Source organism: Bradyrhizobium sp. 1, from assembly GCF_023073315.1.
In the GTDB taxonomy this organism is placed as follows: Bacteria; Pseudomonadota; Alphaproteobacteria; order Rhizobiales; family Xanthobacteraceae; genus Bradyrhizobium.
This window is the reverse complement of the sequence record NZ_JADPJH010000002.1, coordinates 131,802-156,481: the sequence shown is the minus strand read 5'-3', so window position 1 is coordinate 156,481 and position 24,680 is coordinate 131,802. Positions and strand designations below refer to the sequence as shown.

The 24,680-nt window shown below is 64.8% G+C and carries 20 protein-coding genes; 19 read left to right on the top strand and 1 reads right to left on the bottom strand.

Annotated features, from left to right (window positions below; translation table 11 throughout):
* The first annotated feature begins 84 nt into the window (after positions 1 to 84).
* The 6 genes from IVB29_RS00710 (at position 85) to IVB29_RS00685 (ending at position 8,361) form a co-directional block, all read left to right on the top strand.
* Positions 85 to 2,094, top strand: a complete 2,010-nt coding sequence (locus tag IVB29_RS00710) for a hydantoinase/oxoprolinase family protein (protein WP_247501462.1) — start codon at positions 85 to 87, stop codon at positions 2,092 to 2,094.
* Positions 2,091 to 3,671, top strand: a complete 1,581-nt coding sequence (locus IVB29_RS00705) for a hydantoinase B/oxoprolinase family protein (protein ID WP_247501461.1) — start codon at positions 2,091 to 2,093, stop codon at positions 3,669 to 3,671. The genes IVB29_RS00710 and IVB29_RS00705 overlap by 4 nt, the downstream gene beginning before the upstream one ends.
* A gap of 11 nt (positions 3,672 to 3,682) precedes the next feature.
* Positions 3,683 to 4,978, top strand: coding sequence for an aspartate aminotransferase family protein (locus IVB29_RS00700; RefSeq protein WP_247501460.1), 1,296 nt, complete (start codon positions 3,683 to 3,685; stop codon positions 4,976 to 4,978).
* Positions 4,975 to 6,657 carry a long-chain-fatty-acid--CoA ligase gene (locus IVB29_RS00695; protein ID WP_247501459.1) on the top strand — a complete coding sequence of 561 codons (1,683 nt, stop codon included), beginning with the start codon at positions 4,975 to 4,977 and terminating at the stop codon, positions 6,655 to 6,657. The genes IVB29_RS00700 and IVB29_RS00695 overlap by 4 nt, the downstream gene beginning before the upstream one ends.
* Before the next feature lie 106 nt (positions 6,658 to 6,763).
* Positions 6,764 to 7,696, top strand: a complete 933-nt coding sequence (locus IVB29_RS00690; protein ID WP_247501458.1) for an N-carbamoyl-D-amino-acid hydrolase — start codon at positions 6,764 to 6,766, stop codon at positions 7,694 to 7,696.
* A 5-nt stretch (positions 7,697 to 7,701) separates the two neighbouring features.
* A complete protein-coding gene (locus IVB29_RS00685) occupies positions 7,702 to 8,361 on the top strand; it encodes a flavin reductase family protein (protein WP_247501457.1) in 660 nt (219 codons plus the stop codon).
* Here IVB29_RS00685 and IVB29_RS00680 read toward each other — a convergent pair.
* Positions 8,358 to 9,020 (bottom strand): aspartate/glutamate racemase family protein, encoded by a 663-nt coding sequence (locus tag IVB29_RS00680; RefSeq protein WP_247501456.1) that lies wholly within the window; start codon positions 9,018 to 9,020, stop codon positions 8,358 to 8,360. The genes IVB29_RS00685 and IVB29_RS00680 overlap by 4 nt on opposite strands.
* A 56-nt stretch (positions 9,021 to 9,076) precedes the next feature.
* Between IVB29_RS00680 and hydA the strand changes: the two genes are divergently transcribed.
* The 13 genes from hydA (at position 9,077) to IVB29_RS00615 (ending at position 24,664) form a co-directional block, all read left to right on the top strand.
* Positions 9,077 to 10,546, top strand: coding sequence for a dihydropyrimidinase (gene hydA, locus IVB29_RS00675; RefSeq protein ID WP_247501455.1), 1,470 nt, complete (start codon positions 9,077 to 9,079; stop codon positions 10,544 to 10,546).
* Between the two features lie 16 nt (positions 10,547 to 10,562).
* Positions 10,563 to 11,537: an NAD(P)-dependent oxidoreductase gene (locus IVB29_RS00670; RefSeq protein ID WP_247501454.1), complete on the top strand. Its 975-nt coding sequence runs from the start codon at positions 10,563 to 10,565 to the stop codon at positions 11,535 to 11,537.
* Between the two features lies 1 nt (position 11,538).
* Positions 11,539 to 12,288: an SDR family oxidoreductase gene (locus IVB29_RS00665; RefSeq protein WP_247501453.1), complete on the top strand. Its 750-nt coding sequence runs from the start codon at positions 11,539 to 11,541 to the stop codon at positions 12,286 to 12,288.
* A complete protein-coding gene (locus IVB29_RS00660) occupies positions 12,285 to 13,721 on the top strand; it encodes an NAD(P)/FAD-dependent oxidoreductase (RefSeq protein WP_247501452.1) in 1,437 nt (478 codons plus the stop codon). Before IVB29_RS00665 ends, IVB29_RS00660 begins: the two co-directional genes overlap by 4 nt.
* A gap of 119 nt (positions 13,722 to 13,840) precedes the next feature.
* A complete protein-coding gene (locus IVB29_RS00655; RefSeq protein WP_247501451.1) occupies positions 13,841 to 15,460 on the top strand; it encodes an ABC transporter substrate-binding protein in 1,620 nt (539 codons plus the stop codon).
* Positions 15,461 to 15,488: 28 nt separating this feature from the next.
* Positions 15,489 to 16,523 (top strand): ABC transporter permease, encoded by a 1,035-nt coding sequence (locus IVB29_RS00650; RefSeq protein ID WP_247501777.1) that lies wholly within the window; start codon positions 15,489 to 15,491, stop codon positions 16,521 to 16,523.
* Positions 16,520 to 17,368, top strand: a complete 849-nt coding sequence (locus tag IVB29_RS00645) for an ABC transporter permease (RefSeq protein ID WP_247501450.1) — start codon at positions 16,520 to 16,522, stop codon at positions 17,366 to 17,368. The genes IVB29_RS00650 and IVB29_RS00645 overlap by 4 nt, the downstream gene beginning before the upstream one ends.
* Positions 17,365 to 19,035, top strand: coding sequence for an ABC transporter ATP-binding protein (locus IVB29_RS00640; RefSeq protein WP_247501449.1), 1,671 nt, complete (start codon positions 17,365 to 17,367; stop codon positions 19,033 to 19,035). The genes IVB29_RS00645 and IVB29_RS00640 overlap by 4 nt, the downstream gene beginning before the upstream one ends.
* A 156-nt stretch (positions 19,036 to 19,191) precedes the next feature.
* Complete coding sequence (locus IVB29_RS00635; RefSeq protein WP_247501448.1) at positions 19,192 to 20,796, top strand: ABC transporter substrate-binding protein; 1,605 nt, start codon at positions 19,192 to 19,194, stop codon at positions 20,794 to 20,796.
* A 17-nt stretch (positions 20,797 to 20,813) separates the two neighbouring features.
* On the top strand, positions 20,814 to 21,755 hold the full coding sequence (locus tag IVB29_RS00630; protein ID WP_247501447.1) for an ABC transporter permease: 942 nt from the start codon (positions 20,814 to 20,816) through the stop codon (positions 21,753 to 21,755).
* Positions 21,752 to 22,675 (top strand): ABC transporter permease, encoded by a 924-nt coding sequence (locus IVB29_RS00625; RefSeq protein WP_247501446.1) that lies wholly within the window; start codon positions 21,752 to 21,754, stop codon positions 22,673 to 22,675. The genes IVB29_RS00630 and IVB29_RS00625 overlap by 4 nt, the downstream gene beginning before the upstream one ends.
* Before the next feature lie 19 nt (positions 22,676 to 22,694).
* Positions 22,695 to 23,684, top strand: a complete 990-nt coding sequence (locus IVB29_RS00620; protein WP_247501445.1) for an ABC transporter ATP-binding protein — start codon at positions 22,695 to 22,697, stop codon at positions 23,682 to 23,684.
* Entirely contained in the window at positions 23,681 to 24,664 is a 984-nt protein-coding gene (locus tag IVB29_RS00615; protein ID WP_247501444.1) for an oligopeptide/dipeptide ABC transporter ATP-binding protein, read from the top strand. The genes IVB29_RS00620 and IVB29_RS00615 overlap by 4 nt, the downstream gene beginning before the upstream one ends.
* Positions 24,665 to 24,680: the final 16 nt, after the last annotated feature.

The following is a 24,680-nucleotide window of genomic DNA, read 5'->3' as shown; positions in this document are numbered from 1 at the left end:
CGGTCTCGGTTTGGCGTTGGATGTTGCGATGGACGGCAAGGACCCGGCGTTCGGTCTGGACGTCATCCGTAGCTGACTGTGCACATGAGCTCTTCGGACAATCACTGGGAAGTCGGCACCGATATCGGTGGCACCTTCACCGACATCATCGCCATCAGGCGTGACTCCGCTGAAGCGCGGATCGCGAAAGTGCCGTCGCGCCCCGATGCGCCGGTACAGGCGATGCTGGAAGCGATCGAGGCGGTGGGCCTGCGCAAGAGCGAGGTCAAGCGCTTCGTCCACGGCACCACCCGCGTGACCAATGCCATTGTCGAGAACCGGCTGCCGAAGGTGGCGCTAGTCGCGACGGAAGGGTTTTCCGATGTGCTGGAGATCGCGCGCTATCGCCGCCGCGATCTCTATCGCCTCGATATTCCGCCGAAATCACAGCCTTTGGTGCCGCCTGAGCGATGCTTTGGGCTAGCCGAACGCCTCGATCACGAGGGGCAGGTGCTGAAAGCACTCGACGAGGCCGAGATTGAGCGTCTGGTGGTCTGGCTGAAGCAGACCGGCGTTCAGAGCGTCGCAGTCGCCCTGCTTCACGCCTATGCCAATCCGGTCCACGAAAAGATGCTGGGCGAGCGCCTCAAGAATGTCGTCGCCCACGTTTCGCTGTCGCATGAGGTCAATCCCGAGGCGCGCGAATACGAGCGGACCTCGGCGACCGTCTTTAACGCCGCCGCGATGCCGATCGCGGTCGAATATCTCAGCGAGCTGGAGCAGCGGCTGCCGATCGGCCCCGGCTTGCAGGTTTTTCATTCGGCCGGCGCCATGATCCCGATCTCGGCCGTGAAACGGCGGCCACTGGTGATGGCGATGTCGGGCCCGGCCGCCGGCGTCTCGGCCTCCGTCAGCATCGCGCGTCAGCTCGGTACATCGCGCATGTTGACCTTCGACATGGGCGGCACCACGACGGATGTCTGCCTGATCGTCGACGGCCAGGCCGAGATGACCGACGGCCGCATGCTCGGCGACAAGCCGCTGCGCCAGCCGATGCTTGCGGTTCATTCGATCGGGGCAGGCGGCGGATCGATCGTTCGCAATGGTCCCGGCGGCCTCACGGTCGGACCGGAGAGCGCAGGCTCCGAGCCGGGCCCGGCCTGCTATGGCCGCGGCGGCACCAAACCGACCATTACCGATGCCAATGCCGTGCTCGGCTATCTCAATCCCGAGACGAAACTTGGCGATCGCATCGGCATCGACATCGACGCAGCCAAGCGCGTGATCGAGCCGATCGCGCGGGCGTTGGGGCTGAGCCTGACCGAAACCGCGCTCGGCATCATCAAGGTCGCCAACGCGACCATGGCCCGCGCGCTGCGCCGCGTCACGGTCGAACGCGGCGTCGACGGCCGCGATTGCACGCTGCTCGCGTTCGGCGGCGGCGGTCCGATGCATGCCGCAGGTCTTGCCGATCTCTACGGTATCGCAGAGGTCGTCGTGCCCAGCGCGTCGAGCGCGTTCTCGGCGCTGGGTTGTCTCACCGCCGATTTCAGCTTCCTCCAGCAGCAGACTCTTCGCGCCGCCCTCGACGGCATCGATCTCGCCCGGGTATCGGAACGAATCGTGACGCTGATCGACGATGCCTCCGCGCCGCTGATCGCCAACGGCGTTGCACAGGCCGAGATCCAGGTCGAGCTCGTTGCGCTGATGCGTTATGCTGCGCAGAACGATGCCATTCCGGTGCCCTTCACCCTGCCGCTTGATGTGGCGCTGCTGAAGAAGGGCTTTTTGGCAAGGCATCACGAGCTGTTCGGCTATGCGACCAGCGAGCCCTGCGTCATCGAATCCGTGCGCGTGCAGGCACGCCGCCCATCGACGACCGTCGTCGGCCGGCCGGCGACTGCGGTGAGATCGGTTTCCACCGGCAAGCGCATCTGCTCGTTCGATGGCCTCCACGATGCAGCTACCGCGATCATCGATCGCGCCTCGTTGACCGACATCGTCAGCGGCCCCGCCATCATCGAGGACGCATGGTCCACCGTGGTGGTGCCGCCCGGCTGGCAAGCCAAACCGGATGTCTCAGGCAATCTGTTCCTGACGCGGAGGGCGGCATGAAGCTCGATCCGTTTGTCGTCGAAGTCATCAGGCACGGGCTCTCGGCCGCGGCCGAGGAAATGAGCCTGGTCATGACACGCTCAGCGCGCTCGCCGCTGTTGCGCGAGGCTGGCGATTTGTCGTCGGCGATCACGGATGGTCACGGCGGTCTGGTCGGGCAGGGCCGCGACATCCCGATCCATCTCGGCGCGATGGCCTACACCATTCCCGAACTGCTGAAGGTCGTGCCGCGCGACAGCCTGAATGACGGCGACGTGGTGATCTACAATGTCGGCGCGCTCGGCGGCAATCATCTCAACGATGTCAAGGTGGTGCGGCCCGTGTTCGTCGACGGCGACATCGTGGCGTTCGCGGTCAGCCTCGCGCACTGGCCCGATATCGGCGGCACCTGGCCCGGCAGCTATTTCGCCAAGGCGATCGACACCTTCCAGGAGGCGATGCGGATTCCGCCGGTGCTGATCGCGACCGCGGCCGGCGTCAATACGCCGATCGTGCAACTGCTCAAGGCCAATGTTCGCGACCCTGAATCCTGCGAGGGTGATCTTCTGGCGCAGATCGCGGCGACGAAAGCTGGCGAGAAGCGTATCGTCGAACTCTGCCGCGAGCATGGCAAGGCGATCTTCACAGCGACGCAGTCGCGCCTGCACGATCTCTCCGAAATCGAGATGCGCGAAGCGATCCGCGCGCTGCCGGACGGCGTCTATGAGGGCGAGGATCATCTCGACGACGGCAGCGTGAACGACGCGCCCGCGCGCATCCATGTCAAGATCACCATCGCGGGTGATGAAGCGACCTTCGATCTTTCGGGAAGCTGCGACCGCGTCTCGAATTTCTGCAATACCACGCCATTCATGGCGCGCTCGGCTGTCGCCTATGCCGCGCGCATCATGAGCGGGCGCGACATGCATCAGAATGCGGGTGCGCTGCGGCCGCTGACCATCATCACGCGCCCGGGCTCGATCCTGGAGCCGGGCTGGATGGCCTCCGTTGCCGCCGGAAACCACGAGACGTCGATGCGCATCGTCGATGCGATTTTTCGTGCGATGCAGGACACCATTCCCGAACGCCTGTCGGCTGGCGGCGCGACCACCGCCGGCGTCTTATTTTTTGCCGAGCCGCGGCCAAACGGCTCCTGGAAGATGCTCTACGAGGTCCACGGTGGCGGCGAGGGCGCGCGGCACGATCGGGCCGGCATGTCGGCGACCCGGGTGCATCTCTCAAATACCTCGAACACGCCGGTCGAGGTGATCGAGGCGAGCTACGCGATCCGCCTCGAGCAGCAGGCCATTCGCTGGAATTCCGGCGGCGCGGGGGCGCATCGCGGCGGCGACGGCTCCGTTCGCACCTACCGCATCCTGGCGCCGTCGATGCACCTGACCACTTGCATCGAGCGCATGGTAATTGCGCCGTTCGGCATGCAGGGCGGCTTGCCCGGCAAGGCCTGCCGCATCTCGCTTGTCAGGCAGGGTGCCAATGTTGCGATCGACGGCAAGTCGAACCTGGTGTTGCAGCAAGACGATCTCGTCACCATCGAGATGTGCGGCGGCGGTGGCTACGGCGCCGTGGCCGCAGAGTGAGGGGACCCGCGATGAGCAAATTGTTGCGAACCGGACTGAATGCGGGCGAAGCTGCGCCCATGGCCGTGGTCGGCGGCGAGGGCGTCTATTTCCATTTGTCGGATGGCCGCAAACTGATCGACGGCAGCAACACCGGCGGCGGGCTCGGCCATCGCCATCCCGCGATGGTGGAAGCAATCCGCCGCGCGGCCGATACGCCCGTCGTGAACGAAGGCTGGACCTGGGTCGGACGCGAGCAGGCCGCGGACGATCTGATGTCCACCGCCTTCAAAGGTGAAGAGGATTGGGTCGGTGCTGTCCGCTTCTGCATCAGCGGCAGCGAGGCCAACGATATGGCGCTGTCGCTGTGCCAGGCGCTGACGCAGCGCTCTGCATTGGCGACGCGCGAGCGCGCCTATCACGGCATCACCGGACTGTCGCGCAGCATGACCGTGCAGCCGCAATGGCATGGCGGGCTCGCGGTGCACGCGGGTGGTTCGAAGCTGCCGGCTCCGATGGCGCCAGTGCGAGTTTTGCCCGCGCCTGATGGTGGGATCTATGGTGCGCCGGCCAACAACAGCCCGCCGAGCGAATATCTGGCGGATGCCGGGCGGCTGCTCTCGGACACCGCGGCGACGATCATCGATTACACGCAAGGCGGCATCTATTACGACGGCGCCTATCAGGACGAGGTGGCACGGTGCGCACGGCAGGCAGGCTCGTACTGGATCGCGGACGAGGTCGTGACCGGCGCAGGCCGCGCGGGACGCTGGTTCGCGTTCCAGGGCGCCGAAAGCCGCCCCGACATCGTCACGCTCGGAAAGTCGCTCGGCGGCGGTGCGGCGGCTGTCGCTGCGGTGGTGGTGTCGAAAGACATCGTCGAGCGGCTCAGGGGTTCGAGCTGGCAGAACTACGGCACGCTGCGCGGCCATCCCATCAGCATGGCCGCGGTCAGCGCTTATCTGAGGGTCATCACCGACGACAAGATTCTCGAGCATGTCCAAAAGCTCGAAAGGCTGTTCACACGTCGCCTGCTCGCGATCGCGCAAAAGCATCCGAGCGTGCAGCGCGTGGCGGGGCAGGGGCTGCACTGGACGGTGGAGCTGCACGGCCCGGACTGGCGCACCTGGCGTGCCGACACCACTGAGGTGCCGATCGCCTCGCGCGTCGCGGAGCGTGCGCTGGAAGCCGGCGCGGTGATCGGCACCAGCGGCGAGCAGACCTCGCTATTCCTGGCGCCGCCACTGGTGATCTCCGAGCGGGAAGCGACGCTGCTGCTGGATGCGCTCGACCACGGCCTCGATATCGCCGACGCGGAGCACGGGTGAGCGCGGACGACGCAGCATCCCGTCGTTCGCCGGCCTGGCCGGCAGATGAGCCCTGGCATCTCGCGATGCCGGAGGGGACGCTATACGACGCGTTGGTCCGTGCGGCGCGCGATCGGCCGTCGCATCCGGCGACGGTGTTTTACGGCGCGAGCCTGAGCTATGCGGAGTTACGTGAGCGCGTCGACGCTATGGCCGGCTTCCTGCAGCATGCTTGCAGCGTGAAGCGCGGCGACCGCGTCATGATCGCGCTTCAGAACTCGCCCCAATATGTCATCGCTTATTATGCGGTGATGCGAGCGGATGCCGTGATCGTCCCCGTCAATCCCATGAACAAGACCGCCGAGATTGCGTATCTCGCCGAAGACAGCGGTGCGAAGGTCGCGATCATCGGCAGTGAGCTGAACGACATATTTGCCCCGCTGACAGGCGAAGCCATCACGCATGCGATCGTCGCGCAATATCGCGACGAGGTCCCTGATGCCACGCCCTATACGCTGCCTTCATGCGTCACCGAAGCGCCGTCGGACGTGCCGTCATCGCCAGGCTGGCATTCCTGGTCATCTGCGATCGCGCAGGGTTTGGCACCCGCGGCGATGCGTGCGGGCCCGGACGATCTCATGATCCTGCCCTACACCTCTGGGACAACGGGAAAGCCCAAGGCGTGCATGCATACCCATCGCAGCGCGCTGTTCACTGCCGTGTTGCAGGCGCGCTGGTACGGGCTGGACGGCGACGATGTGATGACCGGCTTCATGCCGCTGTTCCATGTCGCGGGCATGCAGGGCTCGATGAATGCCGCTGTTGTCACCGGCGCGACGCTGCTGCTGATGGCGCGCTGGGACAAGGATCTGCTGCCCGATCTGTTCGAGACTTATGGCGTCTCTTTTTGGAACGCAGCGCCCACCATGATCGTCGACGTGCTCGCGAGTGCCAGGTTCCGCGACCGGTGCTTTGCAAAACTCAAGGTGCTGACCGGCGGCGGCGCGGCAATGCCGACCGCGGTGGCCGAGCGTCTTAAAGGCCGCTTCGGTCTCGATTTCGTCGAGGGCTACGGCATGACCGAGACGATGTCGCCGACGCATCTCAACCCGATGGCTGCGCCCAAGCGGCAATGCCTCGGCATTGCCGTGCACGAGACCGATGCGCGGGTCGTCGATCCCGAAACCCTGACCGAGCTCGGCGACAATGTCGTCGGCGAAATCGTCGTGCACGGGCCGCAGGTGCTGCAAGGCTATTGGAACAGGCCACAGGCCAATGCCGAATCCTTCATAAAACTCTCGGGGAAACGGTTCCTGCGCACCGGCGATCTCGGCTATCGCGATGCTGACGGATATTTCTTCGCGGTTGATCGCCTGAAGCGGATGATCAATGTCAGCGGCTTCAAGGTATGGCCGGCCGAGGTAGAGGCCGCGATGTACCAGAACCGCGCCATCCGGGAGTGCTGCATCGTCTCGGCGCCGGACAATTATCGCGGCGAAACCGTCAAGGCGCTGGTGGTGCTGGACGATGCCGCGCGTGCAACGACATCGCCGGACGAAATCGTGAGCTGGGCGCGCGGCGCGATGGCGAGCTACAAGGCGCCGCGCGCGGTCGTTTTCGTCGACGAGCTGCCGCGGACCGCGAGCAACAAGATCAACTGGCGGGTTTTGCAGGACGCCGAATGGGGGCGGACGGCATGAAAGCTGCTTGGCTGGAAAACCGGCGCAAGACCGCGTTATGCTGCGCGCGCCGACACATCCCAGAAGCTGCCGTCCCCAGCCTCGCCCAGAAATCAGGAACTCGCTGATGCGTATCGTCAATGTCGCCGCCGCCCAGATGGGCCCGATCCAGAAGGCCGATAGCCGCGAGGCCGTGGTCAAGCGCATGATCGCGCTGATGGACGAAGCCAAGGCCAAGGGCGCCGACCTGATCGTCTATCCCGAGTTGGCGCTGACCACGTTCTTCCCGCGCTGGTATTCGGAGGATCGGGCCGAGTTCGACACCTGGTTCGAGCGCGAGATGCCGGGCGCTGCGACAAAACCGCTGTTCGAGCGCGCGGCGCAGCATCAGATGGCGATGAATTTCGGCTATGCCGAGCTGACGCCCGACGGCCATCACTTCAACACCGCAATCCTCACCGACAAGTCCGGCAAGATCGTCGGCAAATATCGCAAGGTCCATTTGCCCGGCCATGTGGAGTACGACACCAAGCGTTCGCACCAGCATCTGGAAAAGCGCTATTTCGAGCCGGGCGATCTCGGCTTCAAGGTCTGGCGCGAACTCGGCGGCATCATCGGCATGGCCATCTGCAACGACCGCCGCTGGCCCGAGACCTATCGCGTCATGGGCTTGCAGGGCGTCGAGATGGTGTTGATCGGCTACAACACGCCGTCGGTGAATGCCGAAAAGAGCGAGGAGGGCGTCGAGAAGCGCCTGTTCCACAATCGTCTCTCGGTGCAAGCCGGCGCTTACCAGAACGCGACCTGGGTCGTTGCGGTCGCCAAGGCCGGCAACGAGGATGGCCACCCGCTATTCGGCGGCAGCCTGATCGTCGATCCCAATGGCGAGATTGTCGCAGAGGCCAAGACGGAAGAGGACGAGGTTCTGGTTCACGCTTGCGACCTCGACGCCACCATTTTCGGCAAGACCACGATCTTCAATTTTGCGCAGCACCGCCGCATCGAGCATTACGGCCTGATCACCAGCCAGACCGGCGCAGTGCCGCCGCCGGAGAAGTGACGCCGATGGCGGATAAAGGCATCTCCCTGCGCGAGCTGGACCCGCGCGACCGCTACAAGCTGCTCTGCGGCGTGGTGGTGCCGCGACCGATTGCGCTGGTGACGACGCTGGACGAGAACGGCGCGGTGAACGCCGCGCCGTTCAGCTTCTTCAACGTCTTCTCCGAGAGCCCGGCGCTGATCGTGCTGGGACTTCAGCACAAGCCGGATCGCAGCCCAAAGGACACCACCCGCAACATCCATCGCGACGGCGAGTTCGTGGTGCACATGGTCGACGAGGCGCTGTCAGCGTCGATGAACGACTGCGCGATTGATTTCCCGTCCGGCGACAGCGAGGTCACTGCGACCGGGCTGGCGACGCTTCCCTCGGTCGATGTGAAGGTGCCGCGGCTCGCTGCCGCGCCGTTCGCGCTCGAATGCCGCCGCCATGTCGTGCTGAATTTCTCGCCCGATCGCGAATTGCTGGTCGGTGAGGTCTTGCGGGTTCACGCCCGCGAGGGTCTGGTCGACGAGGCCAACATGTATGTGGATCTCGACGCCTATCGGCCGATCGGCCGCATGTTCGGCAATCTCTACACGACGCAGCGGGACACGTTTGCGCTGTCGCGCGAGAGCCATGCGCAATGGCTCACGCGCCAGGACGCCAAAGAGCTGAAGGACGCCTAGTGAGCCGAGAACTGCACCGTACCCAGCGCCATGGTGACGGCCGCCTGTGTCGGGTCGATCACGGCGATGCCGAGCGCGTCTTCGAGCGGTCGGCGATGCCGCGCCATGCCGGCGCAGCCCATCACGATGGCGCGGGCGCCGTCCTCGTCGCGCAGCGCGCGGCCGACCTCGATCATTTCGGCCAGCGTGCCTTCGCCCGAGGCGGTTTCCGCAACGCTCATGTTAAGGGGACGTTCGCCGGCGAGGCGATCGGTCAGCCCCATCTGGCGCAGGTATCGCATGTGGCGCGGGATCGAGCGCTGGGCGATGGCAATGACGCCAAAAGTCTCGGCGCGCGCCAGCGCCGTCAGCACGCCGCACTCGGCGATGCCGAACACGGGCCTCTCGGTGCCTTCGCGGCAGACCTGAAGCCCGGGATCGCTGTAGCAGGCGATGACGAAGGCGGCAAAACTGTTGTCGCCTTCGACCAGCTTTCGCAGTGGCATCGCAACGCCGTCGACATCCGCCTGGCTTTCAATGCCGAACGGACCCTCGGCCAGCGACTGGCAGACGAGTTCCGGCCCGCCCTCGAAGCCGAGCGGCTTCAAGGCTTCCTCCAGCCCTTGCGTGACCGCAGGGTTGGAGTTCGGATTGATGATAAGAATGCGCGGCCGGGCCATGGTGGTATTCCCCAGAAATGGCGATCACTTGGCTCTAGGCTATCACGGAGTGCCTCATGACTGAACCAGTTTACGACCTGATCATCCGCGGCGGCCGCGTCGCGACCACGAGCGATGTGTTCGAGGCCGATGTCGCCATCTCCGGCGAGACCATCGCGGCGATCGGCCGCGGGCTCCCGGCGGCCAAGCGCGAGATCGATGCGCGCGGCAAGCTGGTGCTGCCCGGCGGTGTCGACAGCCACGCCCATATCGAGCAGCTCTCGGCGGCCGGCATCATGAATGCCGACACTTTTGAAAGCGCGACCGTCTCAGCTGCTTTCGGCGGCACCACCACGGTGATCCCGTTCGCCGCGCAGCATGTCGGCATGAAGCTGCCGCAGGTGGTCGAGGACTATCACACGCTCGCCAAGAAGGGCGCCGTGATCGATTACGCCTTTCACATGATCGTTGCGGATGCGACCAGGGAGACGGTCGAGGAGCACATTCCCGCGCTGGTGAAGCAGGGACACGCGTCGATCAAGATCTTCATGACCTATGACCGGCTCAAGGTGGATGACGAACCGCTGCTCGACATCCTGCTCGCTGCGCGCCAGTCCGGTGCGATGTTGTGCGCCCATGCCGAAAATCACGGCATCATCGCCTGGATGGTGAAGCGGCTGCTCGCGCGCGGCTACACGATGCCGAAATACCACGCCGTCAGCCACGCGCGCGTATCGGAGGCCGAGGCCTTCACCCGGCTGATCGGTATGGCGGCGCTGATCGACCAGCCGATCATGATCTTCCATGTCTCGACCGCCGAAGGCGCCAAGGTGATCCGGGACGCGCGTGGGCAGGGGTTGAAGGTGTTTGCCGAGACCTGTCCACAATACCTCTTCCTCACCGCAAACGATCTCGACAAGCCCGGCGCGGAAGGCGCCAAGTGGATGTGCAGTCCGCCGCCGCGCACGCATGCCGATCAGGAGGCGCTGTGGCAGGCGCTGTCGCTTGGCGATCTCCAGACCATCTCGTCGGACCATGCGCCGTATCGCTACGACGAAACCGGCAAGCTGCGCGCCGGGCCCAACCCGAACTTCAAGCAGGTCGCGAACGGTCTTCCCGGACTGGAGCTGCGGCTGCCGCTGCTGTTCGACGCGATGGTGTCGAAGGGGCGGCTGGGTCTCGAAAAATTCGTCGAGCTGACGTCGACCGCGCCCGCAAAGATCTACAATCTGCATCCGCGCAAGGGCTCGATCGCGGTCGGAGCGGACGCCGATATCGCGATCTGGGATCCCAACCGCGAGACCGTGATCGCCGACGAGATGATGCACGATCTCACCGGCTACACGCCGTTCGCGGGCCGCAAGCTGAAGGGCTGGCCGTTGCAGGTGCTGTCGCGCGGCCGCGTCATCATCGACGGCGACAAATGTCTCGCGAGTGCCGGCAGCGGAAAATTCCTGGCCCGCAGCGGCGGCGAGGCGGCCAAGCCGACCGGCCGGCTTGTGGCCGACATGGATCCCGAGCGGAATTTTGGAGCAAAACTGCTGTGATGGTGGATTGCGCGCGATGAAGATCGTCATCTTCGGCGGCACGGGGTTTGTCGGTCTCAATGTTGCGGAGGCGCTGCTCGCGCGCGGGCACGACGTGACGCTGTATGACCGTGCAGAGTTGCCGCCATCCGCGCGGCGATGTCTGGCTGATTACGGCGCGCGGCACAAAGCCGTGCAGGGCGACATCACCGACGCAGACACCATCGAGGCTCTCATCGCGGAGGGCTGCGATGCGATCGTGCTGGGTGCCGCAGTCACCGCCGGCGATGAACTCGAGCGTGCCTCGACTGCGCGCGTTCTCGAGATCAACGTGATGGCGCAAATTCCGATCCTGCTCGCGGCGATCCGCCATGGGGTCCGCCGCGTCGTCAATCTCTCGTCAGCATCAGCTTACGGCGCCGCGGGTGCGCGGGTCGAGATTTTGGACGAGGACACGGCCTGCGATCCCGTCTCGTTCTATGCCATCAGCAAGTTCACCTCGGAGCGCTCCGTCGCGCGCCATGCCGAACTCTTTGGCGGTGATTTCCTGAGCGTGCGCTTGAGCGCCCTATTCGGCCCGTGGGAGCGACCGAGCTTCGTACGCGATACGCCAAGCCTCCAGTTCCAGATTCTGGCCGCGTTCGCGCGCGGCGAGGCGGCGGTCATGCCTGAACCGGGCTTACGGGACTGGATCTATGCGCCGGATGCGGCTGAAGCCGTGGCGATGTTGATCGAAGCCGAGCGGCCGCGCCATCGGCTCTACAACATCTCCAGCGGCGGGCTATGGCCGGCGCTGCAATGGGGCGAGGCGTTTGCGGCATTAAATCCCGGCCTGCAATGCCGGCTCGCGGGGCCCGGCGAGAAGACCGTCATCAAGCTGCATGGACCCTATCGCGCGCCGCTGTCGGTGACGCGGATGGCGGATGAGTTCGGCTGGCGCGCGCGGTTCGGCTGCGCCGAGTCCGCCGCCGCGATGAGCGCCTGGCTGACGCAGCACAAGGAGTGGATCTGACATGCGGCTGCAGGGGCGCACGGCCATCATCACGGGAGCAGCTTCAGGCATCGGCCGCGCCAGTGCAAAACTGTTTGTGGAGGAGGGCGCGCGTGTCGTCCTCGTCGATCGCGACGCTGCGGGTCTTCAGGAGACGCTGAGCCTAGTGGGGGAGGCAACGACGCATGTCGGCGACGTCGGCGATGCCGGTTTCGCAGAGACTGTTGTCAGCGATGTCGTGGGGCGTCACCGCCGTCTCGACATTCTGATGACCGCCGCCGGCTTCTCCTGCGGCGGCACGGTGCTGACGACGAGCTTGGAAGACTGGGACGCCGTGTTCCGCGCCAATGTCGGCGGCACCTGGCTGTGGGCGCGGGCCGCCGTGCCTCAGATGCAGCGGCAGAACAGCGGCTCGATCATCACGCTGGCATCGCAGCTTGCGCTCGCCGGCGGCAAGGGCAACAGCGCCTATATCGCCGCCAAGGGCGCCATCGTCAGTCTGACGCGAACGATGGCGGTGGATTTCGCCACCGACGGCATTCGCGTCAACGCGATCGCACCCGGCGCGATCGACACGCCGATGCTTCGCCGCAGCTTTGCTCGCCATACCAATTCGGAGGAAGTGCGCGAAGCCTCCCGCAATCGCCACGCCATGAAGCGGTTCGGCGAGGCCGAGGAGATCGCGCAGACCGCGCTGCATCTCGCCAGCGATGCGTCCTCGTTCACGACCGGCACTGTGATGGTGGTCGACGGAGGCTGGCTCGCGGCATGAGTGACGCGCTGACGGAGCTTGAAGCCGATATTCGCGCCGATCTCGCCATGATCGCGCATCCCGGCGCCGCGTGGCTCGAACCGAAGATTGGAACCGACGGCAAGCCCGCGCTGGATGTGCTTGTCGTTGGCGCCGGCCAGTCCGGCATCGCCATCGGCTTCGGCCTGCTGCGTTCCCGCGTCAGCAACATCCTGCTGCTCGACAAGGCCGAGGAGGGCAAGGAGGGCCCGTGGCTCACCTACGCCCGCATGCCGACGCTGCGCAGCCCAAAGGATTATACGGGGCCGGACCTCGATATTCCGAGCCTGACCTACCAGTCGTGGCACGAAGCCCGCTTCGGCAAGGAGAACTGGCAGACGCTGAATCTGATCGCACGCGAGCATTGGGCGGAGTATCTGCTCTGGCTGCGCCGCACGATCGATTTGCCCGTGCGCAACGGCTGTGAGCTCTTGGAGATTTCGCCTTCGATCGATGGCCTGCTCGCCGCGCGCGTGAAGCGCGCTAATGCCATCGAGACCCTTTACGCGCGCAAGATCGTGCTGGCGACAGGGCAGGAGGGCATGGGCGACTGGATGATTCCGGAGCCGCTGCGCGCTCTGCCAGAGAGCTCGGTCGCAACCGTCGCGGACGATATCGATTTCGAAAATCTCCGCGGCAAGCGCGTCGCCGTGATCGGCGCCGGTGCTTCCGCCTTCGACAATGCGGCGACAGCGCTGGAGGCGGGCGCGGCGGAAGTCCACCTGCTGTGCCGCCGCGCGAAAATCCAGGTGATCCAGCCCTATCGCTGGCTGACCTTTCGCGGCTTCCTGCGCCATCTCAGCGATCTCGACGATGCCTGGCGCTGGCGCTTCATGCGCACCATCCTCGAAATGCGCGAAGGCTTTCCGCAGCCGACTTACGATCGCTGCGCGCGTCACGCCAATTTCACATTGCACGAAGGCGCTCCGCTTGAAGGCGCGCGTCAGACGGCTGATGGCGTTGAATTGCAAACACCGCGCGGCGCCGTCGTCGCGGATTTCGTCATCTGTGGCACCGGCATCGATATGAACTTTGCCGGCCGCGGCGAACTCTCAAAATTTGCCGCCAACATCGCGAGCTGGGCCGACCGCTACCAGCCGCCCGAAAGCGAGCGCAACGCGCGGCTCGGCCGCTTTCCCTATCTCGCCGACGATTACGCCTTCACCGAGCGCGTGCCGGGTGAGACTCCGTGGATCCAGGACATCCATCTCTTCGCCATCGCCTCCACCATGAGTTTTGGTCCGTCGGGATCGTCGATCAATGCGATGACGACGGCCGTGCCGAAGCTGGTGAATGGCCTGACGCGCGGGCTGTTTCGCGCGGATATCGCGCGTCATTGGGCCTCGCTTAGCGCCTATGACGTGCCGCAGGCCGTAGTCACGCGGCCTGCGCGAAAAATGGGGGATTTTCGGTGATCATCCATGCGCCGCCGCGACGAAGCGTCCCCCAAAAAGCCCCATGAGACTGGCGCGCAACTTGCTTCTTTCTTAACCTGCCTTGCTGGCGGTTCTTGTCGAAATTCAGGGAAAAACCAATGCGTTTTGTGTCTTTCAGGCCCGCGGCCTCGGTCCTCGCCACCACTGCGCTGTTGCTCATCGCCGCCGCGCCTTCGCAGGCCCAAACCCGGGCGGAGACGTTGCGCTATGTCACGGGCTCGTCGGTCAACACACTCGATCCCAACATCCCCGGATCGACCCGCGAGTCCTTCGCGCTGAGCATGAGCACCTATGACCGGCTGGTGGCGTTCGGCCGCAAGCAGCTCAACGGCAAATGGGTGTTCGATCTCGACACGATCACGGGCGAGCTCGCCGAATCCTACGACGTCAGCCCTGATGGTCTGAAGCTGACTTTCCGCCTGCGCAAGGACGCAAAGTTCCAGGATGGCTCGCCTGTCACCGCCGAGGACGTGAAATGGTCGCTCGATCGCTGCGTCACCGCGCCGATCCTCGGCAAGGCGCAGCTGCTCACGGGTTCGCTCACGTCGGCTGACCAGTTCAAGGTCATCGATCCGCTCACCATCGAGGTGACGCTGCCAAAACCCGACAAACTTGCGCTGCCGAATCTCGCCACCGTCTATCCCTTGATCATCAACTCGAAGGTCGCCAAGGAGCACGCGACTGCTGATGATCCCTGGGCGACAGCATGGCTGAAGGAGCACACCGCGGGCAGCGGCGCTTACATTGTCGAGACGTTCAAGCCCGGCGAGCAGGTGATTCTCAAGCGGGACGAGAGCTGGAATCGCGCAACGGCCAACAAGCCGGCGTTCTTCAAGCGCGTGATCGTGCAGTCGGTGCCGGAGCCGGCGACCCGCGCCAACCTCGTCGAGCGCGGCGATGCCGACCTCGTCGTCGATCTCCAGGCCAGCGACGTGCAGTCGCTCGAGGCCAAGGGCAAGCTCAAGGTGGTCTCGACGCCGCAATACAATGCGATCACCTTCGTCTCGATGAACAACCAGATGCCGCCGTTCGATAACGCCAACGTCCGTCGCGCCATCGCTTACGCGCTGCCCTATGACGACATGTTCAAGGCCGCCCTGTTCGGCCGCGGCTCGCCGCTGTTCGGCGCGACCTGGGCAGATGGAAAACCGGCGAACGGCATCTATCCGTTCCAGCAGCCGGTGAAGCTCGACCTCGACAAGGCTCGCGAATATCTCAAGGCCGCCGGTCTCCCCGAGGGTTTTTCGACCACCTTCAGCTTCAACGTCGGCCAGTCATCGACTGCGGAGCCAATGGCTGCGCTGGTGAAAGAGTCGCTCGGCAAGATCGGCATCAAGGTCGATATCCAGAAGCTGCCGGATGCGCAGATGTCGACGCAGATCAACGAGAAGAAGCTTCCCTTCTACACCGAAGGCATCGTCGCCTGGCTACCCTCGACCGATTACTTCTACCGCAATTTCTACACCGGCAATCAGCGCTGGAATTACAGCTCGATCAACAATCCCGATCTGGCCGCGATCGCGCAGGAAGCCCGCTTCGAGCCGGATAAAGCCAAGTACGAGGAAGCCGGCCGCAAGCTCAACGCGATGCACGTCGATTTGATGCCGCAGATCATGCTGTGGCAGCCGAACCAGGATGCGGTGATGGCGCCGTCGGTCGAGGGCTACACCTACGAGTTCCACCGCCAGGTCGACTATCGCGACGTCAGCCGCAAGTGATAGCGTCGAAGGCGGGGAGCTCCGAATGGTGAAGACCGGTCTTGGCGCAACGATGGTGCGGGCGGGCAGGCGGCTTTTGTCGTCGCTGCCGGCGCTGTTCGGTGTGCTGGTCTTCACCTTTCTCTTGATGCGCGTGCTGCCCGGCGACCCCGCGGTGTTCTTTGCCTCGGGGCCCAATGCCGGCAAGGAGGAGATCGAGCTGATCCGCAAGCAGATGGGGCTCGACAAGTCAGTGCCGGAGCAGCTCGTGTTCTATCTCTCCGACATCGGTCGCGGCAATCTCGGCCGCTCCATGATGACGGGACAACCGGTGCTCAAGGATCTGCGTGAGCGGCTGCCGGCCTCGCTCGAGCTTACCTTCACGGCGCTGTTGATCGCGCTGGTCGCGGCGGTGCCGCTGGGCGTGGTCGCGGCGCTGCGGCCGGGATCGGCGGTCGATCACGGCGTGCGGCTGTTCTGCGCGCTTGGCGTCTGCGTACCGACCTTTGTCTCAGGCTTGCTGCTGATCTACGTCTTCTACTATCTGCTCGGGCTCGCGCCTGATCCGACCGGGCGGATTGACGTCTTCGCGTCGGTGCCGCCGCAGCGTACTGGTTTCCTGCTGATCGACTTTCTGCTGGCTGGAGATTTTGAGGGCTGGTGGGCGGCCTGCAAGCAGCTGATCCTGCCGGCGGTGAGCATGGCCCTGTTCGTGATCGCGCCGCTGGCGCGGATCACGCGCGCCTCGATGCTGGTGTCGCTCGGCAGCGATTTCGTGCGCACCGCGCGCTCGGTTGGATTGTCCTGGCACAAGGTCGTGGTCACCTATGCGTTGAGGAACGCGATCCTGCCCGTCATCACTATCGCAGGCATCGTGTTCTCGACCATGCTCGGCGCCAATGTGCTGGTGGAGAAGGTGTTCTCCTGGCCGGGCGTTGCGTCCTACGCGCTCGATGCGCTGCTGTCGTCCGACTATGCGCCGGTGCAAGGTTTCGTGCTGCTGATGGCCAGCCTGTTCGTGGTGGTCAATCTGGTGGTCGACATCTGCTACGGCATCGCCGATCCCAGGGTGTCGATCGGATGACCAGCGCAACGCTCCGTCATTCGGTCTGGATTTTGCGAGGCAATCCGCTCACGGCCGTTGCCGCGGCTGGCGTCGCCCTGTTCGTCCTGGTTGCGATCTTCGGCCCCTGGATCGTTCCTTACGATCCCGTGGTCTCCAATGTCTCGGAGGCGCTGTTGCCGCCGAGCGCGGCTCATCTCGCCGGCACTGACCAGCTCGGCCGCGACGTGTTCAGCCGCCTCATCGTCGCAGCTGGGCTCGATCTTGCAATCGCGATCTCCGCGGTCGGCATCTCCTTCCTGATCGGCGCCGTCGTCGGCGCGTTCTGCGGCTATGCGGGCGGCAAGCTCGATCGCGCGGTCGGCCGCTTCGTCGACGTGATGATGGCGTTTCCGTTGTTCGTGCTGGCGATGGCGATGGTCGCCGCGCTCGGCAACCGCATCGAGAACATCGTGATCGCAACCGCGATCATCAATCTTCCCTTCTACATCCGCTTCGCGCGGGCCGAGGTCAACGTCCGCCGCAACGTCGGCTGGGTGGAGGCCGCGCGCGCTTGCGGCGAGAGTCACTTCTCGGTGGTGCTGCGCTTCCTGCTGCCGAACATCCTGCCGGCGATGGCGGTGCAGATCTCGCTCAATCTCGGCTGGGCTATTCTGAATGCCGCCGGTCTTTCCTTCATCGGCCTCGGCGTCAAGCCGCCGACGCCGGAATGGGGCATCATGGTCGCGGAGGGCGCGCGCTTCATCTCGACCGGGCGGTGGTGGCTGGTCGCCTTTCCCGGCCTTGCGCTGATGATGGCCGTGTTGTGCTTCAATCTCCTCGGGGACGGGATGCGGGACATTCTCGACCCGCGCATGCGCACATGAGCGAGGACCTGCTCAGGATTGACAATCTCCACGTCTCGTTCTCGACGCGGCGTGGACTGGTCGAGGCCGTGCGCGGTGTGACGCTGACGGTGCAGGCCGGTGAGATGCTCGGCCTCGTCGGCGAGAGCGGCTCAGGCAAATCGGTTACCGGCTTTGCAACGACACGGCTGCTGGATGCGGCCGGGCGCGTTACCGGCGGCAAAATCCTGTTTCGCGGACAGGATGTGACGAAGCTTGGGGGAGACGATCTCCGTCATCTCCAGGGCGCCGCGATGTCGATGATTTTCCAGAATCCGCGGGCGGCGCTCAATCCGATCCGCGCGATCGGTTTGCAGATCGCGGACGCGATCCTCACCCACAAGCGCATCTCGAAGGACGCCGCGCGCGCCGAGGCTTTGGAACTGCTGCGCGCCGTCCAGATTCGCGATCCCGAAACGCGGATGAACGCTTATCCGCACGAGCTCTCCGGCGGCATGTGCCAGCGCGTGATGATCGCGATCGCAATCTCCTGCAATCCCGCGCTGCTGATCGCGGACGAGCCGACCACCGGCCTCGACGTCACCACCCAGAAGGTGGTGATGGACCTGCTCGCGGATATCGCCGCCGCGCGCGGCATGGCGACGATTTTGATCACGCACGATCTTGGGCTCGCAGCGCGCTATTGCCGCCGCATCGCCGTGATGGAACGCGGCCGCATCGTCGAGGAGGCAAGCCCGAAGACACTCTTCAGCGCGCCGCAGCATGCCTATACCAGGCGCCTCGTCGCGGCTTCGCCCACCGCAACCTCCCGGATCGAGGATCTCGTGACGGAAGAGGAGCGGGAGCGCACCGCGGCCGTCGTCGGCAAGCCGAGGCCCGCGCCCGCACACGGTACGCCGCCGCTGCTGGAAGTTCGCAAGCTCGCAAAACGTTTCGACGAGGGCTCTGCGGCGGTCGCAGATTTTTCGATGACGATCGCCGGCGGCGAAAGCGTCGGCCTCGTCGGCGAATCCGGATCCGGCAAGAGCACGACGTCGCGGATGATCTGCCGCCTGATCGACCCGAGCGAGGGCGATATCGTGTTCGACGGACAGTCGATCGGCCATGTCGCGGCGCGCGATTTCCACCGCTCGCGCTTCCGCAAGGACATCCAGATGGTGTTCCAGGATCCCAACGAAAGCCTCAACCCGCGCTACACGGCGTTCGATTGCATCGCCCATCCATTGATGCGTCTCGACGGCATGCGTGGCGGTGACGGCTTACGCAAGCGGGTGGAAGAGTGCGCCGAGCGGGTGGGATTGCCGCTGGATCTGTTGCCGCGCTTTCCGCATCAGCTCTCCGGCGGGCAGAAGGCCCGCGTCGGCATTGCCCGCGCCATCGCCTGCCGGCCGCGGCTGCTGGTGCTGGACGAGCCGACCGCCGCGCTCGACGTCTCGGTGCAGGCGGTCGTGCTGCAACTGCTCGATCGTCTCAGGCGCGAGAACGACATCGCACTGCTGTTCGTCAGCCACGATCTCAACGTGGTGCGCATGCTGTGCGATCGCACCATCGTGCTGCGCAACGGCGGCATCGTGGAGCAGGGGGAGAGCCGGGCGCTGTTCGATAATCCAAAGACGGACTACACGCGCAAGCTGGTCGAGGCGATCCCGCATATCGAGACCGGGCCTGCACTCGCGGCCGCCCTCTGAGGCCGTGGTCAAATCAACTTGGCTTGGTCCAAAAGTCGATGAGATCGCGCTGGCGGAGGCCCATTTACTGGCATACCATTTGCAGGCCAATGAGCTCTGTTTCACTCGCCTTTGGCCAATGATTGGCCGGTATCACGGCATTACTGGGAGGACTTCATGGATCGCAGGACCGTATTGAAGGGACTGGCTGGCGCCGGCGGCTTGGCATTGTCGGGTGGCCTCTCGGCTCCTGCGATTGCACAAGGCGCGGCGGCCCGCACCCTGCGATTTGTGCCACAGGCCAACCTTGCCAATTTCGACCCGATCTGGGGCACGCAATATGTCGTGCGCAACGCCGCCGCGCTGGTCTGGGACACGCTTTATGGCGTCGATTCATCGCTCCAGCCGCAGCGGCAGATGGTCGAGTCCGAGCAAGTGAGCGACGACGGCACGATCTGGACGTTCAAGCTGCGATCGGGACTCAAATTCCATGATGGCGAGCCGGTGCTGAGCAAGGACGTCGTCGCGAGCCTGACGCGCTGGTCGGCGCGCGATCCGATGGGGCTGATGCTCAAGGCGCTCCAGCAGGAGTTCACCGCCGTCGACGATCGCACCTTCAAATGGGTGCTGAAGCAGCCTTTCCCGAAGATGCTCTACGCCCTCGGGAAGGGCAACTCGCCCTGCGCCTTCATCATGCCGGAGCGCATCGCGCAGACCGACCCGTTCAAGCAGATCTCGGAATATATCGGCTCCGGCCCGATGAAATTCGCCAAGAGCGAGTGGGTCCCCGGCGCGAAAGCCGTGTTCGAGAAATTCGCCGATTATGCGCCGCGGCAGGAGAAATCGTCCTGGCTCGCCGGCGGCAAGCAGATCCTGGTCGACCGCGTCGAGTGGGTGATCATGCCGGATCCGGCAACCGCGGCGGCCGCGTTGCAGAATGGCGAGATCGACTGGTGGGAGAACCCGATCGCCGATCTCGTTCCGGTCCTGAAGAAGAACAAGAACATCAGTGTCGATATCGGCGATCCCCTCGGCAATATCGGCTCGTTCCGGATGAATTTCCTGTATCCGCCCTTCAACGACGTGCGGGCGCGGCGCGCCGTGCTGATGGCGCTGAACCAGGAAGACTACATGCGCGCGCTCGTCGGCGACGACAATTCGCTGTGGAAGCCGCTGCCCGGATTCTTCACGCCCGATACGCCGCTCTACACCGAGGTCGGTGGCGAGGTTCTGAAGGGCAAGCGCGATCTCGATGCCGCCAAGAAGCTGCTCGCCGAGAGCGGCTATTCCGGCCAGCCGGTGACGTGCCTGGTGGCGCAGGACCAGCCGATCACCAAGGCGATGGGCGACGTGACCGCCGATCTGCTGAAGCAGCTCGGCATGAATGTCGACTTCGTCGCGACCGACTGGGGCACCGTCGGCTCCCGCCGTGCGGCGAAGACCCCGCCGGGCCAGGGCGGCTGGAACATGTTCCACACCTGGCATGCGGGTGCGGATTGCATCAATCCGGCGCCCTACACCGCCATTCGCGCCAATGGCGACAAGGCCTGGTTCGGCTGGCCCACCAGCGCCGGCACCGAAAAGGAAGTGACGTCCTGGTTCGAGGCCAAGAGCATCGACGAGGAGAAGGCCGCCATCGGCCGCCTCAACAAGGCGGCGCTCGATGACGTCGTCTACGCCCCGACCGGCTTCTTTCTGGGCTACACGGCATGGCGCAAGAACATCTCCGGCATCGAGAAAGGGCCGCTGCCGTTCTTCTGGGGCGTGTCGAAATCCGCATGATCGTACGCTGAAGCCAGATGCTCTCTTACATCCTCCGGCGTATCGTCTCGACCTTGCCAGTGATGGCAATCGTCGCGCTGTTCGTGTTCAGCCTGCTCTACATCGCGCCGGGTGATCCGGCCGTGGTGATCGCGGGCGACCAGGCAAGCCCGGAGGATGTGGAGCGCATCCGCCAGAGCCTCGGCCTCGATCGGCCCTTCCTGATCCAGTTCGGAAGCTGGGTCTGGCGCATCCTGCACGGCGATCTCGGCACCTCGATCTTCACCAATCTGCCGGTCTCGACGATGATAGGCCAGCGTCTCGGACCGACGCTGTCGCTGATGATGGTCACGCTTTTTCTCACGATCGTGATCGCGGTGCCGCTCGGCGTGGTGGCGGCATGGAAGGCCGGCAGCTTCATCGACCGCGCCATCATGGCATTCGCCGTGTTCGGCTTCTCGCTGCCCGTCTTCGTCGTCGGCTATGTCCTCGCCTATATCTTCGCGCTCGAGCTCGAATGGCTTCCCGTGCAGGGCTACACGCCGCTCACGGAGGGCGTCTGGCCGTGGCTGCAGAACTTGATCCTGCCGGCGGTCGCGCTTGGCTGCGTCTATATCGCGCTGATCGCGCGCATCACCCGTGCCACCATGCTCGAAGTGTTGCAGCAGGATTATATCCGCACCGCGCGGGCCAAGGGCCTCGGGCAAGGCGGCATCCTGTTCGTTCACGCGCTGAAAAACGCGGCGGTGCCGATTGTGACCGTGATCGGGATCGGCATCGCGCTCCTGATCGGCGGCGCGGTCGTCACCGAAAGCGTGTTCGCGATCCCGGGCCTTGGGCGGCTCACGATCGATGCGATCCTGCGCCGCGACTATCCCGTCATCCAGGGCATCGTACTGCTGTTCAGCTTTGTTTACGTGTTGGTCAATCTGATGATCGACGTCGTCTATACTATCGTTGACCCGAGGATACGCTATTGACCGACATGACCGTCAATCCGCAAGCGATGCCGGCCGGCTTCGTCCTCGCGCCGCAACTGCCGGAGATTCTTCGGCCGGTCGTGATCCGGCGCGGTTTCATCGGCCTCCTCCGTGGCCATCCCACCGTCGCGATCGGCGGCGCGCTGCTGCTGACTCTCGTCCTGATCGCGATCTTCGCGCCTTATCTCGGGACAGTCGACCCGACCGCGCTCGCGCCCGCCAAGCGCACGCGTGCCCCATCGGCCGCTTTCTGGTTCGGCAGCGATGTGCTCGGCCGCGACATCTATTCACGCGTGCTCTTTGGCGCGCGGGTTTCGCTCACGGTCGGACTATCAGTTGCGATTTGCGCCTCCGCGGTCGGTCTTGCCATCGGCATCGTCTCCGGCTTCATCCGCTGGGCCGACGGCATCTTGATGCGCTTCATGGACGGCCTGATGTCGATCCCGCCGATTCTGCTCGCGATCGCGCTGATGGCGCTGACGCGCGGCAGCGTCGGCAACGTCATCCTGGCCATCACCGTTGCCGAGATCCCGCGCGTTTCTCGCCTCGTGCGCAGCGTCGTGCTGTCGCTGCGCGAGCAGCCCTACGTGGATGCCGCGGTGGCGTGCGGCACGCGCACGCCGATGATCATTTTGCGCCACATCCTTCCCAACACGGTGGCGCCGATGCTGGTGCAGGCGACTTACATTTGCGCCAGCGCCATGATCACGGAGGCGATCCTGTCCTTCATCGGCGCCGGCACGCCGCCGACGATTCCGTCCTGGGGCAACATCATGGCCGAGGGCCGGGCGCTGTGGCAGGTCAAGCCTTACATCGTGTTCTTCCCGGCGGCCTTCCTGTCCGTCACCGTGCTTGCCGTGAATCTGCTCGGCGATGGCCTTCGCGATGCGCTCGATCCGCGCATGGCCAAGAGCCTTTGATGTCGAGAGGCTGATCACGATGGCGCTGCTCGAAGTCGAGAACCTCCAGACCCACTTCCGCACGCCCAGCGGCATCAACCGCGCGGTGGACGGCGTGTCCTTCCATGTCAACGAGGGCGAGACGCTCGCCATCGTCGGCGAGTCCGGCTGCGGCAAGTCGGTGACCTCGATGTCGCTGATGCGGCTGATTCCGGAGCCGCCGGGCAGGATCGCCGGCAGCATTCGTTTTGCGGGCAAGGATCTGCTGCAAATGTCCGACCGCGAGATGCGCGCCATCCGCGGCAACGACATCTCGATGATCTTTCAGGAGCCGATGACGAGCCTCAACCCGGTGCTGACGGTCGGCCGCCAGATCCGCGAGACGCTGATGATCCATCAGGGCCTCGACAAGCAGGCGGCGGAGGCGCACGCGGTCGAGATGCTGACCCTGGTCGGCATTCCCGAGCCGGCGCGGCGCGTGCGCGAATATCCGCACCAGCTCTCCGGCGGCATGCGCCAGCGCGTGATGATCGCGATTGCGCTCGCCTGCAATCCAAAACTCCTGATCGCGGACGAGCCGACCACGGCGCTCGACGTCACCATCCAGGCGCAGATTCTCAAGCTGATGCTCGACCTCAAGAGCCGGGTCGGCGCAGCGATCATCCTGATCACCCACGATCTCGGTGTCGTCGCCGAGATCGCCGAACGCGTCATGGTCATGTATGCCGGCCGCAAGGTCGAGGAGGCGCCGGTGGCCGAACTGTTCCGTTCGCCGCGTCATCCCTATACGCAAGGCCTGCTTGGCGCGGTGCCGAGGCTCGGTTCCTCGCTCGACGGCACGGCGACGCGGCTCGCCGAGATTCCCGGACAGGTGCCTGATCTCCGCAAGCCGATCGTCGGCTGCGTGTTTGCCGGGCGCTGCGCGCTTGCGACCGATCTCTGCCGCCAATATGCGCCGGGGCTCGAGGAGAAGGGGCCGCGCCATATCGCCGCCTGCCATTACGCTGCCAAGGGAGCCGTCGCGGCATGAGTCCCCCGCTGCTCCAGGTCAACGACCTCAAGAAACATTTTCCGGTCAACAAGGGCCTGTTCGGGCGCAAAACCGAATGGGTTTATGCCGTCGACGGCGTTTCTTTCGAGATCGCGAAGGGCGAGACGCTGTCGCTGGTCGGCGAGTCCGGCTGCGGCAAATCGACGGTCGGCCGCGCCATCCTGCGGCTGTTCGACATCACCGCGGGCCAGGTCATCCTCGATGGCCAGCGGATCGACGATGCACATCCGAGCACGATGCGCCAGATGCGGCGCCGCATGCAGGTCGTGTTCCAGGATCCGTTCTCCAGCCTCAATCCGCGCATGCGTGTGCGCGACATTCTCGCCGAGCCGATCCGCAATTTCGGCCTCGCCAAATCCAAAGAAGATCTCGAGGTCCGCGTCACGGAGCTGATGGACATCGTGCGCCTGCCGCGCGAGGCGCTGAACCGCCGGCCGCACGAATTCTCCGGCGGCCAGCGCCAGCGCATCGGCATCGCGCGGGCGCTTGCGGCCGAGCCCGAGCTGATCGTCTGCGACGAGGCGGTCTCGGCGCTCGACGTCTCGGTCAAGGCACAGGTCGTCAATCTGTTGCAGGACCTTCAGCAGAAATTTGGCCTGGCGCTGCTGTTCATCAGCCATGACCTCGCCATCGTCGAGCACATGACCCATCGGGTCGCGGTGATGTATCTCGGCAAGATCGTCGAAGTCGCGCCGCGCCGGGAGATCTTTGCCGCGCCGAGGCATCCCTACACCAAGGCATTGCTCTCGGCGGTGCCGCTGCCCGAGCCCGGCGCCCGGCGCAATCCGATCATCCTCAAGGGCGACGTGCCGAGCCCGATCAATCCGCCGAGCGGGTGCCGCTTCCACACCCGCTGCCCCTACGTGTTCGATCGTTGCCGCACGGAGGAGCCGACGCTCCGCGCCGTCGAAGGCGAGCAGTGGGTGGCGTGCCACCTCGATGCATTGCCGGCGGTGTAGAGCGCTGCGTTATGCG

Excerpts from the sequence above, each read along its gene's own strand:
- IVB29_RS00710 (WP_247501462.1), top strand. The coding sequence starts at position 85 with ATGAGCTCTTCGGACAATCACTGGGAAGTCGGCACCGATATCGGTGGC.
- IVB29_RS00705 (WP_247501461.1), top strand. The coding sequence starts at position 2,091 with ATGAAGCTCGATCCGTTTGTCGTCGAAGTCATCAGGCACGGGCTCTCG.
- IVB29_RS00700 (WP_247501460.1), top strand. The coding sequence starts at position 3,683 with ATGAGCAAATTGTTGCGAACCGGACTGAATGCGGGCGAAGCTGCGCCC.
- IVB29_RS00690 (WP_247501458.1), top strand. The coding sequence starts at position 6,764 with ATGCGTATCGTCAATGTCGCCGCCGCCCAGATGGGCCCGATCCAGAAG.
- IVB29_RS00685 (WP_247501457.1), top strand. The coding sequence starts at position 7,702 with ATGGCGGATAAAGGCATCTCCCTGCGCGAGCTGGACCCGCGCGACCGC.
- IVB29_RS00680 (WP_247501456.1), bottom strand. The coding sequence starts at position 9,020 with ATGGCCCGGCCGCGCATTCTTATCATCAATCCGAACTCCAACCCTGCG.
- hydA (WP_247501455.1), top strand. The coding sequence starts at position 9,077 with ATGACTGAACCAGTTTACGACCTGATCATCCGCGGCGGCCGCGTCGCG.
- IVB29_RS00670 (WP_247501454.1), top strand. The coding sequence starts at position 10,563 with ATGAAGATCGTCATCTTCGGCGGCACGGGGTTTGTCGGTCTCAATGTT.
- IVB29_RS00665 (WP_247501453.1), top strand. The coding sequence starts at position 11,539 with ATGCGGCTGCAGGGGCGCACGGCCATCATCACGGGAGCAGCTTCAGGC.
- IVB29_RS00660 (WP_247501452.1), top strand. The coding sequence starts at position 12,285 with ATGAGTGACGCGCTGACGGAGCTTGAAGCCGATATTCGCGCCGATCTC.
- IVB29_RS00655 (WP_247501451.1), top strand. The coding sequence starts at position 13,841 with ATGCGTTTTGTGTCTTTCAGGCCCGCGGCCTCGGTCCTCGCCACCACT.
- IVB29_RS00645 (WP_247501450.1), top strand. The coding sequence starts at position 16,520 with ATGACCAGCGCAACGCTCCGTCATTCGGTCTGGATTTTGCGAGGCAAT.
- IVB29_RS00640 (WP_247501449.1), top strand. The coding sequence starts at position 17,365 with ATGAGCGAGGACCTGCTCAGGATTGACAATCTCCACGTCTCGTTCTCG.
- IVB29_RS00635 (WP_247501448.1), top strand. The coding sequence starts at position 19,192 with ATGGATCGCAGGACCGTATTGAAGGGACTGGCTGGCGCCGGCGGCTTG.
- IVB29_RS00630 (WP_247501447.1), top strand. The coding sequence starts at position 20,814 with ATGCTCTCTTACATCCTCCGGCGTATCGTCTCGACCTTGCCAGTGATG.
- IVB29_RS00620 (WP_247501445.1), top strand. The coding sequence starts at position 22,695 with ATGGCGCTGCTCGAAGTCGAGAACCTCCAGACCCACTTCCGCACGCCC.
- IVB29_RS00615 (WP_247501444.1), top strand. The coding sequence starts at position 23,681 with ATGAGTCCCCCGCTGCTCCAGGTCAACGACCTCAAGAAACATTTTCCG.